Source organism: Paraburkholderia sp. BR10954 (assembly GCF_040965775.1).
Taxonomy (GTDB): domain Bacteria; phylum Pseudomonadota; class Gammaproteobacteria; order Burkholderiales; family Burkholderiaceae; genus Paraburkholderia; species Paraburkholderia youngii.
The window spans coordinates 117222-129699 of sequence record NZ_JBFRCK010000016.1 but is presented as its reverse complement, the minus strand read 5'-3'; the positions used below and the strand labels follow the sequence as shown (position 1 = coordinate 129699).

The window sequence follows — 12478 nt, the reverse complement described above, 5'->3', positions numbered from 1 at the left end:
GTTCAATTTCGGATTCGTCTCATAGGACGACGGAGCCGCCAAGGCTAGCATTTTGGCCTCTTTAACTATAGAAGTTCAGCACGGCGCTTTCCGCATAGCGGTTGAGTTTAGGGGTCGGGGTGTACTTAGGCAAGTTGTAAGCCTGACGAAAACCCCTCACGCTCCGCTCGTTGCCAGGCTGACGCCGCGCCATGCGTATCGCACTTATCGAACCCGACCTGCAACACGCCAAGCTGGTCGACCGGCTGATTTTCGCCGGCGGCCATGTGTGCCTTCACTTCACCACCAGCGCCACCTTCCTGCAGCACGCCACCGATGAATTTTTCGATCTGCTGATCACCGAAAGCTGGGCCGGCGACCATTGCGCCGAAGACGTGATCCCGCGCGCGCGCTCAATTCTGCCAGGTCTGCCCATCATGATGCTGATTGCGGCACCGAGCGAATGCCAGATCGTCGCCGCGCTGCACGCGGGCGCCGACGACTGCCTCAGCAAACCGGTGCGCGGCCCCGAAATGCTTGCGCGAGTCGAGGCGCTGCAGCGCCGCGCGGGCCTGCGGCGGCCACCCAAACGTCGGCGCGACGTGATCGGCGGCTATACCTTCGACGCGGCGAATTGCGCCGTGACCTTCCGTGAGATGACCGTCATCCTGACGCCAAAGGAATTTCGCCTCGCGCTGCTGCTGTTCAACAATCTGGCGCGACCGGTGTCGCGCGCGCATATTCTCGAAACCGTGTGGTCGCGCCGGCGCGACGTCAAGTCGCGCACCATCGACACTCACGCGTCGCGCGTGCGCGGCAAGCTGCAACTGCGTCCGGAACTTGGCTACGCGCTGACACCGGTCTATGGTTACGGTTACCAGCTCGACGCGATTCCGCCGGAGACTCAGACAGGCGAGAGCTGACGCATGCTGGGTATTCGGCGTGCAGGATGTGAGAATCGTGAAAACGCTATAATATGAGGCTGAACGATAGCTCCCCCAAATGCAGCTTCTAACGATCGGAATCAACCATCACACTGCGCCTGTCGCCTTGCGCGAACGCGTGGCGTTTCCGCTCGAACAGATCAAGCCTGCTCTGGATACGTTCAAAGGCATTTGGCTGGGCCGCATGGCCCCCAATGCGCCGGAAGCGGCAATTCTTTCCACGTGCAACCGCACTGAACTCTACTGCGCGACCGACGACCTCGCCGCACGCGAAGCCTCGGTACAGTGGCTGTCGAAGTACCACAATCTCCCCATCGATGAACTTGCGCCGCACGTCTACGCGCTGCCGCAGTCCGAAGCCGTGCGGCATGCGTTCCGCGTCGCGTCGGGGCTCGATTCGATGGTGCTCGGCGAGACGCAGATCGTCGGGCAAATGAAGGACGCGGTCCGCACCGCCTCCGAAGCCGGCGCACTCGGCACCTACCTGAACCAGTTGTTCCAGCGCACCTTCGCCGTCGCAAAGGAAGTGCGCAGCACCACTGAAATCGGCGCGCAGTCGGTATCGATGGCCGCCGCCGCTGTACGCCTCGCCCAACGCATTTTCGACAAGATCGCGAACCAGCGCGTGCTGTTCATCGGTGCGGGCGAAATGATCGAGCTCTGCGCGACGCATTTCGCCGCGCAGCATCCGCGTGAACTCGTCGTCGCGAACCGCACGGCTGAGCGCGGCATGCGGCTCGCCGAGCGCTTCAACGGCCGCGCCATTCCGCTCTCCGAGTTGCCCTCCCGGATGCACGAGTTCGACATCATCGTGTCGTGCACGGCGTCCACGCTGCCGATCATCGGTCTCGGCGCGGTCGAGCGCGCGGTCAAGGCGCGCCGTCACCGACCGATTTTCATGGTTGACCTCGCGGTGCCGCGCGACATCGAACCCGAAGCCGGCCAGCTCGAAGACGTGTTCCTGTACACCGTCGACGACCTCGGCGCGATCGTCCGCGAAGGCAATGCGTCGCGCCAGGCTGCGGTCGCGCAGGCCGAAGCGATCATCGAAACGCGCGTGCAGAACTTCATGCAGTGGCTCGACGCGCGCAGCATCGTGCCCGTGATCCGCCACATGCACACGCAGGCCGACACGCTGCGCCGCGCGGAAGTCGAACGCGCACAGAAAATGCTCGCGCGCGGCGACGACCCGGCTGCAGTGCTCGAAGCACTGTCGCAGTCGCTCACCAACAAGCTGATCCATGGTCCTACTCACGCGTTGAACCGCGCGAGCAGCGACAACCGTGACAAGCTGATCGAGCTGATGAGCGGCTTCTACAAACACCCCGGCTCTTCCGAGCGTTAGCGGCGCAACGCTCGCCGCACCCCGCGCGCCACCGCCGTGGCTCGCGAAGTGCTTCCGCCCCGGGCATTCGCCCGTTCCCCTGGCCGCATCCTTTCCGGAGTCCGCTCCGCTACCCGCCCGATGAAAACGAGCATGCAACGCAAGCTCGACCAGCTGACCACCCGGCTGGCCGAACTGAACGACCTGTTGAGCCGCGAGGACATCACCGCCAACCTCGACCAATACCGCAAGCTCACGCGCGAACACGCGGAGCTCGGCCCGGTCGTCGAGCATTACGGGCTATGGCGCCAGGCGCAAAACGACGCGGCCACCGCGCAGGAATTGCTCGCCGACGCGTCGATGCGCGATTTCGCCGAAGAGGAAATCCGCGCGGCGCGCGATCGTATGGAGACGCTCGGCGTCGAACTTCAGAAAATGCTGCTGCCGAAGGACCCCAACGACGAGCGCAACATCTTCCTCGAAATCCGAGCCGGCACCGGCGGCGACGAATCCGCGCTGTTCGCTGGCGATCTGCTGCGCATGTATCTGCGCTATGCCGAGCGCAATCGCTGGCAGGTCGAGATGATGTCGGCGAGCGAATCGGATCTCGGCGGCTATCGCGAACTCATCGTGCGAATTGCCGGCGATGCCGCGTATTCGAAGCTGAAATTCGAGTCCGGCGGGCATCGCGTGCAGCGCGTGCCGGCCACCGAAACGCAAGGCCGCATCCATACTTCGGCCTGCACGGTCGCGGTGATGCCGGAAGCGGACGAGATCGGCGAGGTCGAGATCAATCCGGCCGATCTGCGTATCGACACGTTCCGCGCGTCGGGCGCGGGCGGCCAGCACATCAACAAGACCGATTCCGCGGTGCGCGTCACGCACTTGCCGACCGGCATCGTCGTCGAATGTCAGGACGACCGTTCGCAGCACAAGAACAAGGACCGCGCGCTGAAGGTGCTCGCAGCGCGCATCAAGGATAAGCAAACGCACGAGCAGCAGACGAAGGAAGCGGCGACGCGCAAGAACCTGATCGGCTCGGGCGACCGCTCGGAGCGCATCCGCACCTACAACTTCCCGCAGGGGCGCCTCACCGATCACCGCATCAACCTGACGCTGTATCGCCTCGACGCGATCATGGACGGCGATCTCGAAGAACTGATCGCGGCGCTCGTCAGCGAGCATCAGGCCGAGCTGCTGGCCTCGCTCGGCGACGCGGACTGACGCCCCGCCAATGACCGACGCTTCCCCAATCCCGCTAGACCCCGCCGCTCCGCCCGCGACGGCCGACGCGCTATTGCGCGCATCGCCATTGCCGCCGCTCGAAGCGCGGATTCTGCTCACCCATGTACTCGGCTGGCGGCGCACGCAGCTGATCACGCGCGGCGCGGAGCCGCTCGAGCGGGCGAGCGTCGAGCGTTATCGCGCGCTGGAGGCGCGGCGCATGGCCGGCGAGCCGGTCGCGCAACTCGTCGGCGCGCGCGAGTTCTTCGGGCTCGAATTCGAAGTCACGCCGCACGTGCTGATCCCGCGTCCCGAAACCGAGCTGCTGGTGGAGACCGCGCTCGCGGCGATCGAAACCCGGCCGCGCCCACGTGTGCTCGATCTCGGTACCGGAACCGGCGCAATCGCGGTGGCGATCGCGTCGATGCGGCCCGACGCCCAGGTCTGGGCGCTCGACCGCTCGGCCGACGCGCTCGCCGTCGCCGCGGTCAACGGCGCGCGCCTGCTCGACGCGAAGCGCCCCGGCGGCGCCGTGACGTTCCTGCACAGCGACTGGTACGCCTCGCTCGACGCCGCGCCGCGCTTCGACGCGATCGTCAGCAATCCGCCGTATATCGCGAGCGGCGACCCGCATCTGGCCGAAGGCGATCTGCGCTTCGAGCCGCGCGGCGCGCTCACCGACGAGGCCGACGGCCTCAGCGCGATCCGCGCGATCGTCGCCGGTGCCCCCGAGCGTCTCGCCGCCGATGGCGCGCTTTGGATCGAACATGGCTACGACCAGGCGGAAGCCGTGCGCGCGTTGCTGAGCGCGGGCGGTTTTGCCGAGGTCCGCTCGGAGCGCGATCTCGCCGGTATCGAGCGCATCAGCGGGGGCGTGCTGCGCGCCGCGGCGGCCTGAGGGCGGTCGCCGAGGCTAAAACCCCCGGCGCGACGCGGCTACGGCCGCAAGTAGCGAAATCCGCTATCATTTCAGCCTATTCCCATCCTTTATCGGAACCGCAAGGTCAGTCATGGATACGCAACAACGCATCAAGCAAATCGTCGACGGCAACAACGTCGTTCTCTTCATGAAGGGCACGGCCCAGTTCCCGATGTGCGGTTTTTCCGGCCGCGCCATCCAGATCCTGAAAGCGTGCGGCGTCGGTGAAATCAAGACCGTCAACGTGCTCGAAGACGACGAAATCCGTCAGGGCATCAAGGTGTTCTCGAACTGGCCGACCATTCCGCAGCTGTATGTGAAGGGCGAATTCATCGGCGGCTCGGACATCATGATGGAGATGTACGAATCGGGCGAACTGCAGCAGCTGTTCGCCGCGGCCTGAGCGCTCTGCGCTCCGTTCGCTTTATCAGGCGCCGCAAGCCATGCAGCAAGCACGCATCGCGGCGCCCCGCCGGCTGATCGTCGCGATCACCGGCGCCACCGGCGCCATCTACGGCATCCGGCTGCTCGAGACGCTGCGGCGGCTCGGCGGTGTCGAGAGCCACCTGCTGATTTCGAGCGCGGGTTGGCTCAACATCCAGCATGAACTCCAGTTGGGCAAAGAAGACGTGCATCCGCTCGCGGATGTCGTCCATTCGGTGCGCGACGTCGGCGCGAGCATCGCGTCCGGCTCGTTCGCGACTGACGGCATGATCGTCGCGCCCTGCTCGATGAAAACGCTCGCGAGCATCGCGCACGGTTTCGCCGACAATCTGATCACCCGCGCCGCCGATGTGACACTGAAGGAGCGTCGCCGCCTAGTGCTGCTGGTGCGCGAAACGCCGTTGAACCTCGCGCATCTGCGCAATATGACTGCCGTCACCGAGATGGGCGGCGTGATCTTCCCACCTCTGCCCGCGTTCTATAACCAGCCTGCTTCGATCGACGAGATGGTCGACCATACGGTCGCACGCGTGCTCGATCTGTTTGCGCTGGGACCGGCGTTGTCGCCGGCATGGCAAGGACTGCGGGACGCGCAGGATTAGCAGCGGCAACGCGAATTAACAACATTTGCGACACAATCAATTCCCCGCGCGCCCATTTATCAAGCTGGCGTGCGGACCTATATTGGTAGCAACCCAATTTCTCAGTGCCGTGCTGTCACGGCCGCGTTGCTGTCATGAACCGCTTACCTTCGCTTTTCCTGTCCCACGGCTCGCCCACGTTGCCGATCGATCCTTCGATGCCGTCCGCCGAGTTCGGCGCGCTCGGTACGCAATTGCCGCGTCCCGAGGCGATCCTGATGTTGTCCGCGCACTGGGGCACCGCCCAGCCACTCGCCAGCATCGCGACGGCGCCTGAAACCATCCACGATTTTTATGGCTTTCCGCGTCAGCTTTACGAAATCCAATACCCGGCACCGGGCGCACCCGATGTCGCGCGCAGCGCCGCCGCGCTGCTTGGCGCGAGCGGCATCGTCGCGGACGTGCAGCCGCACGGGCTCGACCACGGCGCATGGGTGCCGATGCTGCTGATGTTCCCGCAAGCGGACGTGCCGGTCGCGCAACTGTCGATCCAGCCGCACAAGGACGCCGCGCATCATTTCCGCGTCGGCCGGGCGCTGCGCGCGCTGAAAGACGAAGGCGTGATGGTGGTCGGCTCCGGTCAGATCACCCATAACCTGCGCGCCGCCGATTTCTCCGCTCGCCCGGAAGACGCCGATCCGCGCGTGAGCGAATTCACCGACTGGTTCGAAGACAAGCTCGTCGCGCGCGATATCGACGCGCTGCTCGACTATCGCCGCCAGGCGCCGCACGCGGTGCTGATGCATCCGACCGACGAGCATCTGTTGCCGGTGTTCGCCGCCCTCGGCGCCGCCGACGACGACTATTCGCTTGCGATCCAGTCGCTCGGCACCTACCAGCGTTCGCTCGCAATGACCAACTACGTGTTCGGCACCGCCACCGCCTGATCCGCCGCGGAACCAGCCAGCCGCAACGACCAACGAAAAAGCCCGCCCGATCATCGATCAGGCGGGCTTTTTCTCTACCGCGAAGGACCCGCTTCGAGCGGCCCCTTCGGTTGTGGCGAACGCTCAGTGCGCGCCGATACCTTCGAGCACTTCGTCGTGCACGAGCCGCTCGTCCAGATATTCCGAACGGTAGCCGCTGTTCACGCCCCAGAAGTAGAACACCAACGAGAAGGCGATCACGACGAGCATGTCCCAGCCGTACGGCAGGATGCCGAAGCCGCCGAACTCCTTGCTGCCGATCAGCGACAGGATCGCCATGATCGGAAGATACGCGACCAGCCACCAGGCTGCCTTCAGGTCACGCCCCCAGCCCTCGAAGCCCTGCTTGGCCTGGAAATAAAAGTACACCGGCAGCGCGACGACCATCAGCAGAATGATTTCGCCGGTCAGCGGCCACTTCGCCCAGTACAGGATCAGCGACGCGCAGACAAACGCGAACGGCGCAATCACCTTCATGCCGGCGATGTGCAGCGGACGATCGAGATCGGTTGCCGCGCGGCGCAGCGCCATCAGGCTGATCGGGCCGGTCAGGTACGAGATCACGGTCGCGACCGAGATCACCGCCGCGAGCGAGCTCCAGCCGCGGAAGAAGAACAGGAAGATGAACGACACGAACAGGTTGAACCACATCGCCTGACGCGGCACGCCGTAGAACGGATGCACCTGGCCGAAAATTTTCGGCATCGTGTTGTTGCGCTCCATCGCGTAGATCATCCGCGTCGTGGTCGCCATATAGGTCGTACCGGTGCCGCTCGGGCTCACGAACGCGTCGACGTACAGCAGGAACGCCAGCCAGTTCAGGTTCAGCGCAATCGCCAGTTCCGCGAACGGCGAAGCGAAGTTGAAGTGGCTCCAGCCCTTCACCACGTCGGCCGGATTCACGGCGCCGATGTACGCGATCTGCAGCAACACGTAGATCACGAGCGCGAGCAGGATCGAGCCGATCACCGCAAACGGCACGCTCCTGGCCGGATTGCGCGCTTCACCGGCCAGGTTGACCGGGCTCTGGAAACCGTTGAACGCGAACACGATCCCGCTCGTCGCGACCGCAGTCAGCACCGCCGACCAGCCGTACGGCGCGAACGTGCCCGTCTGGCCGAAGTTCTCGGTGTGGACGCCGGTCATCATCAGACCGACGATCGTCGCGCCCGGAATCAGGAACTTGAAGATCGTTATCGCCGAATTGGCGCGCGCGAACAGCTTGACGCCCCAGTAGTTGAGCAGGAAGTAGATGATCACGAGGCCGGCGGACAGCAACAGACCGTTGGTGGTCAATGATCCGTCGACGAAGAGCGCATGCGCCCAAGGATAGGGCCACGTACTCATGTATTGAATCGATGCTTCGGCTTCGATCGGGATCACCGACACGATCGCGATCCAGTTGGCCCAGGCGCTGATGAAACCGACCAGCGCGCCGTGCGAGTAGCGCGCATAGCGCACCATCCCGCCGGATTCCGGAAACATCGCGCCGAGTTCCGCGTAGGTCAGTGCAATCGCGAGAATCACGACCGCGCCGATAATCCATGCGCAAATTGCAGCGGGACCGGCAATCTTTGCAGCCTTCCACGCGCCGAACAGCCAGCCGGACCCGATGATGGAACCGAGACCGGTCAGCATCAGCGCGAACGGCCCGATGTTCCGTTGTATAGAACTTTTCACGTCTTCTCCTAAATCAGAACCATGTCGGCACCGCCCGACATCGCTTGTGGCGGTGGCAACGGGTGACGCGCATGCAAGCGCGTCCAGATGCGGAACAGGTGCAACCGACGCGCGGCGCGTAGTTTAACGGTTGCACCGGGTTGCTGCAGTGGAACCGCCGGCCGACTAAGGGTTCTCCCTAGCAAAAAATCAGCCCCACGCGCAAGTTTTGTAAGAAATCTTTGCAACAATCCAGCAAAGTTTCGTGCAGACTGTTGACCTTCGTCCGAATTCGCCGTATAACGTTCCAGCAGGATTTCAAGTGGCGAGTGAAGTGGTTCTTTCGTAGTTCGCCCATCAACGGTACTCCGGTTGGTCCCATTACCCCCTTCCTTGATTTTCATGCACCCCGGGCTTCGGCCTTATTCACCATTTTTAGGAAAAAGTAATATGGAAACCGGTACCGTCAAGTGGTTCAACGACGCTAAGGGCTTTGGCTTCATCACTCCGGACGGCGGCGGTGAAGATCTGTTCGCGCATTTCTCGGAAATTCGCGTCGACGGCTTCAAGACGCTGCAAGAAAACCAGAAGGTCACGTTTGAAGTGAAGACGGGCCCGAAGGGCAAGCAAGCAGCTAACATCAAGCCGGTGTAAGCTTCTAGCTTCCTTCTGGACGCAAAAAACCCCGCCTTGGCGGGGTTTTTTTATTTATCTGCGGCGAATCGAAATCAATGGATTAAATTTGCCGCATTCGCAATTCGCGGCGGATTATTTTCCGATTATTCGCGATTATCCGAACACGCGTCGGGCGTGAATACCGAGGCCGGTCGCCACGCTCGCAAGACGGTCGCCGAACACCGCTTTCGCGTCCGGAAACGCGGCCGCCAGCGCGCCCGACAGAAACGCGAGACCGGTCGAGCCGCCGGTGAAATAAATCGCGTCGAGCTCGCGCGGTGCGACACCCGCCGCCTGCACCGTATCGCGCGCAGCCTGCACGATGCGTCGCGTTTCATCCTCGCCGGCTTTGACGAGTTGCGCTTCGTCGAAGGCGAGGCGCAGATCCTCTTCCACTTGCTCGAGATCGATCACGGTCTCGCCGCCCGCTGCAACGCCGATCTTCGCCTCTTCCGCGTGCGCCGCGAGCGCGTGCCCCAAACGCTGTTCGACCACGCGCATCAGCCGGTCGTGGTGCTTCGTCTCGATGAAAAGGTGCCGCATCAGCGCGAGTTCGCTGACGCGCTTCGGCGTGTAGACGGTGTTGATCAGATGCCAGGTCGCGAGATCGAAATAAATCCGGTTCGGGATTTCGCGCCCTTGCGGATCGAGCGATTGATAACCGAGTTCGCGCAGGATCGTCACGAGTTCGACCCGGCGGTCGAAGTCCGTGCCCGCGACGTGCACACCGTGATGCGCGAGCACGTCGTCCTTGCGCTCGACGCGCTTCATCCGCTCCGGCCCCACTCGCACGAGCGAAAAGTCCGACGTACCGCCGCCGATGTCCGCCACAAGCACGAGTCCTTCGGCGCTCAGGTGCGATTCATAATCGAACGCAGCCGCGATCGGTTCATACTGAAAGTGGATGTCGCGCAAGCCGACCGTGCGCGCAGCGGCTTCGAGCTGTTGCTGCGCCATCTGGTCGGCGCGCGGATCGTCGTCGACGAAGAACACCGGGCGGCCCAGCACCGCGCGGTCGATCGCGCCGCCGGCGCTCGCTTCGGCCGCGCGCTTCAGATGGGTCAGGAACGTCGCGATCACGTCGGTGTACTTGATCGCACTGCCATCGCCGAGATCGGTCGTATTTTCGGCGAGTGGCGAGCCGAGAATGCTTTTCATCGAACGCATCAGCCGGCCGTCGAAACCGTCGATGTAGGCGGCAAGCGCCGCGCGCCCGAATTCGGTGGTGTTTTCGTCGGTATTGAAGAAGACCGCGGTGGGCAGCGTCGTGTACGCGCCTTCGACCGGCGCCAGCTTTAGCTGCGGGCCGCTCGGAATCGCAACGGCCGAATTGGAAGTACCGAAGTCAATCGCGCAATAGTTCATGGCAGGAATGGCCGCTCACGGCTGGCGCGCACAGAAAGGGGAGCGGCTTTGTATCACGAAAACTCCGGCAGCATCAACTGAAGCTGACGGGACTGCGGAAAGATCGAGTGAAATCCCGGCGCGGAACGGATCTTGCTGCATCCGACCGGATACGCCGCTCCATTTCGCCATCGAGGAGACTTCGCGTCATGAGCGTGCCGCCCGCCGCCGCCGTCGATGACCACCACGCCATGCTGATCGAAACCGACCTGCCGTCGCGGCTAGACCGCCTGCCGTGGGGCCGCTTTCACACGCTGATCGTAGTCGCGCTCGGCGTGACGTGGTTGCTCGACGGGCTCGAAGTGACGCTTGCCGGTGCGGTCGCGAGCGCGCTGAAAACCAGCCCGGCGCTGCGCTTTTCGAATGCCGACGTCGGCCTCGCCGGCAGCGCGTACATTGCAGGCGCGGTGCTCGGCGCGCTCGGTTTCGGCTGGCTGACCGACCGACTCGGCCGCCGCAAGCTCTTTTTCATCACGCTGACGCTTTATCTGGCCGCGACCGCGGCAACCGCGCTGTCGTGGAATCTGATGAGCTTCATGCTGTTCCGTTTCCTGACCGGTGCGGGTATCGGCGGCGAATATACGGCGATCAACTCGACGATCCAGGAATTCACGCCGGCACGCGTGCGCGGCTGGACCGACCTCGGTATCAACGGCACTTTCTGGGTTGGCGCGGGGCTCGGCGCCGCGGGCTCGCTGGTGCTGCTCGACCCGCATCTGCTGCCTTCCGACTGGGGCTGGCGCGCGTGCTTTTTCATCGGCGCGGTGCTCGCGCTCGGGATTCTGCCGATGCGCATCTGGATACCCGAAAGCCCCCGCTGGCTGCTCACGCACGGTGACGAGCGCGATGCACGGACGATCGTCGAGGGCATCGAAACGCGTTTTCGCGACGACGGCCATACGCTCGCCGACGACGGCCTCACGCGGCTGCGCCTGCGCGCTCGCGACCATACGCCGTTGCGCGAGGTGTTCCATACGCTGTTCAACTTGCACCGGCGCCGCTCGCTGGTCGGTCTCACGTTGATGACCGCGCAGGCATTCTTTTACAACGCGATCTTTTTCACCTACGCGCTGGTCCTCACCGACTTCTATCACGTGCCGGGCGGCGACATCGGCTGGTATCTGCTGCCTTTCGCGCTCGGCAATTTCCTGGGGCCGCTCGTGCTCGGGCGGCTATTCGACGTGATCGGCCGACGCAAGATGATCGCCGCGACGTACGCGATGTCGGCGATCCTGCTGACGCTGTCGGGTTATCTGTTCGAGCAGCAACTGCTGACCGTCGTCACGCAGACGGTCGCCTGGATGGTGATTTTCTTCTTCGCGTCGGCGGCCGCGAGTTCCGCGTATCTGACCGTCAGCGAATCGTTTCCGCTCGAAATCCGCGCGCTCGCGATTGCCGTTTTCTATGCATTCGGCACCGCGCTCGGCGGCATCATCGGGCCGGCGTTTTTCGGTCGGCTGATCGACACGCATCAGCGCAGCGAAGTGTTTTCGGGCTATCTGGTGGGCTCGGGGTTGATGCTCGCGGCGGCGCTCGTCGCGGCGATCTGGGGTGTCGACGCGGAGCGCAAGTCGCTCGAGCATGTGGCGGCGCCGCTGTCGAGCGTGACGGATGAAGAGTACGGCGTGCAGCGCGCCGATGAAAAACGCGCGGACCGTGCCGCGCGTACCTGACTGCCTGGCGAAGTCACGCGGCAAGCGCCGCGAGTCCGTTGCTCAGAACGCCTTCTTCCAGCCGCCGCCGTACGCGATTTCCGCGAGCGCCACGCGCTGACGCGGCGCCTTCTCGCGTTCGCGCAGGACCGGGTCCAGTTTGTCGACGTCGCCGTAATGGCCAAGCGAGATCATCGCGATCGGCTCGACGTCTTGCGGCAATTCGAAGGTGGTGCGGAACGCGTTCACGTCGAAGCCGCTCATCTGGTGCGCGGCGAGGCCGAGCGCGTGCGCCTGCAGCACCAGCGCCATCGCTGCCGCGCCCGCGTCATAGAGCGCGCAGCGATTGACGTCGCCCTTGTTGGTCAAGGTGTGCGCGGTCACGGCGATCAGCACCGGCGCGGGCGCATTCCAGCCCTGGTTGAACGGCACCAGCGTGGCGAAAGCCTTCTTGAACGCGACTTCATCGACGCTGCGATCGAATACGACAAAACGCCAGGGCTGCGCGTTATACGAGGACGGCGCCCAGCGCGCCGCTTCGAGCACGGCGCGCAATTGATCGTGGCTCACCGGCTCGCTCGAAAACGCGCGCGGGCTCCAGCGGCCTGCAATCAGCTCGTGAATGGCAACTTCAGTTGAGGCGGGTTTCTTGGCCATGCGCTTCTCTCGGTAGAAATTCATGATCGT

Annotated in this window: 13 protein-coding genes; 9 read left to right on the top strand and 4 right to left on the bottom strand. The window is 63.8% G+C overall.

Features of this window, described 5'->3' with window-relative positions:
* Positions 1-191 precede the first annotated feature (191 nt).
* The 7 genes from AB4Y34_RS22405 (at position 192) to AB4Y34_RS22375 (ending at position 6362) form a co-directional block, all read left to right on the top strand.
* On the top strand, positions 192-902 hold the full coding sequence (locus tag AB4Y34_RS22405; RefSeq protein WP_176124305.1) for a response regulator transcription factor: 711 nt from the start codon (positions 192-194) through the stop codon (positions 900-902).
* Between the two features lie 79 nt (positions 903-981).
* Positions 982-2268, top strand: coding sequence for a glutamyl-tRNA reductase (hemA, locus tag AB4Y34_RS22400; protein ID WP_176367436.1), 1287 nt, complete (start codon positions 982-984; stop codon positions 2266-2268).
* Between the two features lie 120 nt (positions 2269-2388).
* The gene (prfA, locus tag AB4Y34_RS22395) at positions 2389-3471 is read left to right on the top strand and encodes a peptide chain release factor 1 (RefSeq protein WP_368717228.1); all 1083 of its coding nucleotides are present in this window, start codon (positions 2389-2391) and stop codon (positions 3469-3471) included.
* 10 nt (positions 3472-3481) lie between these two features.
* The gene (gene prmC / locus AB4Y34_RS22390; protein ID WP_368717227.1) at positions 3482-4369 is read left to right on the top strand and encodes a peptide chain release factor N(5)-glutamine methyltransferase; all 888 of its coding nucleotides are present in this window, start codon (positions 3482-3484) and stop codon (positions 4367-4369) included.
* Positions 4370-4481: 112 nt separating this feature from the next.
* Positions 4482-4793: a Grx4 family monothiol glutaredoxin gene (grxD, locus tag AB4Y34_RS22385; RefSeq protein WP_008918687.1), complete on the top strand. Its 312-nt coding sequence runs from the start codon at positions 4482-4484 to the stop codon at positions 4791-4793.
* A gap of 40 nt (positions 4794-4833) precedes the next feature.
* The gene (locus tag AB4Y34_RS22380) at positions 4834-5436 is read left to right on the top strand and encodes a UbiX family flavin prenyltransferase (RefSeq protein ID WP_368717225.1); all 603 of its coding nucleotides are present in this window, start codon (positions 4834-4836) and stop codon (positions 5434-5436) included.
* Between the two features lie 134 nt (positions 5437-5570).
* Entirely contained in the window at positions 5571-6362 is a 792-nt protein-coding gene (locus AB4Y34_RS22375) for a class III extradiol ring-cleavage dioxygenase (protein WP_176124301.1), read from the top strand.
* 123 nt (positions 6363-6485) lie between these two features.
* On the opposite strand, the gene AB4Y34_RS22370 is transcribed toward AB4Y34_RS22375, so the two are convergent.
* The gene (locus AB4Y34_RS22370) at positions 6486-8081 is read right to left on the bottom strand and encodes an APC family permease (RefSeq protein WP_368717224.1); all 1596 of its coding nucleotides are present in this window, start codon (positions 8079-8081) and stop codon (positions 6486-6488) included.
* A gap of 8 nt (positions 8082-8089) precedes the next feature.
* Positions 8090-8464, bottom strand: a complete 375-nt coding sequence (locus AB4Y34_RS22365; RefSeq protein WP_368717223.1) for a hypothetical protein — start codon at positions 8462-8464, stop codon at positions 8090-8092.
* A 46-nt stretch (positions 8465-8510) separates the two neighbouring features.
* Between AB4Y34_RS22365 and AB4Y34_RS22360 the strand changes: the two genes are divergently transcribed.
* Positions 8511-8714 (top strand): cold-shock protein, encoded by a 204-nt coding sequence (locus AB4Y34_RS22360; protein ID WP_013090665.1) that lies wholly within the window; start codon positions 8511-8513, stop codon positions 8712-8714.
* A gap of 135 nt (positions 8715-8849) precedes the next feature.
* Here AB4Y34_RS22360 and AB4Y34_RS22355 read toward each other — a convergent pair whose 3' ends face one another.
* Entirely contained in the window at positions 8850-10100 is a 1251-nt protein-coding gene (locus tag AB4Y34_RS22355; RefSeq protein WP_368717222.1) for an Hsp70 family protein, read from the bottom strand.
* Positions 10101-10288: 188 nt separating this feature from the next.
* On the opposite strand from AB4Y34_RS22355, the gene AB4Y34_RS22350 reads away from it, so the two are divergent.
* Entirely contained in the window at positions 10289-11812 is a 1524-nt protein-coding gene (locus tag AB4Y34_RS22350; protein ID WP_368717221.1) for an MFS transporter, read from the top strand.
* Positions 11813-11854: 42 nt separating this feature from the next.
* Here AB4Y34_RS22350 and AB4Y34_RS22345 read toward each other — a convergent pair whose 3' ends face one another.
* Positions 11855-12448: a nitroreductase family protein gene (locus AB4Y34_RS22345; RefSeq protein WP_176381143.1), complete on the bottom strand. Its 594-nt coding sequence runs from the start codon at positions 12446-12448 to the stop codon at positions 11855-11857.
* Between the last annotated feature and the right edge of the window lie 30 nt (positions 12449-12478).

Coding starts and splice junctions, on each gene's coding strand:
- AB4Y34_RS22405 (WP_176124305.1), top strand. CDS start 192: ATGCGTATCGCACTTATCGAACCCGACCTGCAACACGCCAAGCTGGTC.
- hemA (WP_176367436.1), top strand. CDS start 982: ATGCAGCTTCTAACGATCGGAATCAACCATCACACTGCGCCTGTCGCC.
- prfA (WP_368717228.1), top strand. CDS start 2,389: ATGAAAACGAGCATGCAACGCAAGCTCGACCAGCTGACCACCCGGCTG.
- prmC (WP_368717227.1), top strand. CDS start 3,482: ATGACCGACGCTTCCCCAATCCCGCTAGACCCCGCCGCTCCGCCCGCG.
- grxD (WP_008918687.1), top strand. CDS start 4,482: ATGGATACGCAACAACGCATCAAGCAAATCGTCGACGGCAACAACGTC.
- AB4Y34_RS22380 (WP_368717225.1), top strand. CDS start 4,834: ATGCAGCAAGCACGCATCGCGGCGCCCCGCCGGCTGATCGTCGCGATC.
- AB4Y34_RS22375 (WP_176124301.1), top strand. CDS start 5,571: ATGAACCGCTTACCTTCGCTTTTCCTGTCCCACGGCTCGCCCACGTTG.
- AB4Y34_RS22365 (WP_368717223.1), bottom strand. CDS start 8,464: ATGAAAATCAAGGAAGGGGGTAATGGGACCAACCGGAGTACCGTTGAT.
- AB4Y34_RS22360 (WP_013090665.1), top strand. CDS start 8,511: ATGGAAACCGGTACCGTCAAGTGGTTCAACGACGCTAAGGGCTTTGGC.
- AB4Y34_RS22355 (WP_368717222.1), bottom strand. CDS start 10,100: ATGAACTATTGCGCGATTGACTTCGGTACTTCCAATTCGGCCGTTGCG.
- AB4Y34_RS22350 (WP_368717221.1), top strand. CDS start 10,289: ATGAGCGTGCCGCCCGCCGCCGCCGTCGATGACCACCACGCCATGCTG.
- AB4Y34_RS22345 (WP_176381143.1), bottom strand. CDS start 12,448: ATGGCCAAGAAACCCGCCTCAACTGAAGTTGCCATTCACGAGCTGATT.